This is a genomic window from Streptomyces carpinensis (assembly GCF_002154505.1).
Classification (GTDB): Bacteria; Actinomycetota; Actinomycetes; order Streptomycetales; family Streptomycetaceae; genus Streptomyces; species Streptomyces carpinensis.
The window spans coordinates 1-993 of the sequence record NZ_MUBM01000458.1 but is presented as its reverse complement, the minus strand read 5'-3'; the positions used below and the strand labels follow the sequence as shown (position 1 = coordinate 993).

At 68.7% G+C, this 993-nt stretch carries 1 pseudogene; it reads right to left on the bottom strand.

The annotated features are described in order from the left end of the window. Positions 1-561, bottom strand: a pseudogene (locus tag BZY54_RS43325) (enolase C-terminal domain-like protein); the annotation flags it as partial. Positions 562-993: the final 432 nt, after the last annotated feature.

Genomic DNA, 993 nt, shown 5'->3' with positions numbered 1-993 from the left:
CCGCGCGCGCGGACCGGCTGACAGCGCGGTGACCGACCACGTCCCAGCGGCGGACCGGTTCCTCGATCCAGGTGAGCTCGGCCTGCTCCTCGATCTTCGCCAGCAGCCGGGTCGCCTCGTGGCGGCCCCAACTNNGCCACGAGGCGCAGTCGGCTGATGTCCCGCTCACTGTCGAGCCCGCCCTTGATCTTCGCGGCGGTGAACCCCCGCTCCGCCCAGCATCCGTACAGGGCGATCAGTTCCTCGTCGGACAGGGCGATGTCGAGCCCGGAGGCGTAGCCGGGCACGAAGCGGTCGGCGGCGCCGAGTGTGCGCCACAGCGGCTCGTCGGCGAGCTTGCCCTTGAGATCCCACAGCGCCATGTCCAGGGCGCCGATGGTGCCGAACGTGGCACCGCCGTGGCCGGTCTTGAAGGTGTGGGCCAGCATGCGGTCGTACAGGGCCGTGACGGCGCGGGGGTCCTGTNNCCGTCACACCGTCCGCGATGACCCCGTTCGCGTCACCGACCGGGCGTCCCCACCGGTGGACGGTCGTCAGACTTCGATATCCCGTGATCTTCATACGCAGCGCTCCATGCCGGTCACGGCACTCGTCGGCCGCAACAAAGAAAAGGGAAGGAGGAACGCCCGCGGTCCGTTGCCGGTCGGCGGGCGTCTTGACTTCGGTGCCCCCCACAAGCGCGGTGGTAACTTATCATACAACTTACACGGTCAACAAGGCTGCGCCAGCCTGGTCTGTCTGGTGACGATGCACCGAATTCCTCGCCCGAGGTGAGGCGTTGGCATCCGGCACCCGGTGGCGCACTACGACAGCGATGGAGCGCTCTCGACGATGAGTAACCTGCCCCTGGTCCCCACGACGTCCGCTCCCCCGCGCCGGAACCGACCCCCGCTGGCCGCAGCTGTGGTGCAGAGCCTCGCCATGGCGATCGTGACGGAGGAGTATCCGAGCGGCACCGCGCTGCCTCCCGCCGGCACCCTCTGCGAAATGTTC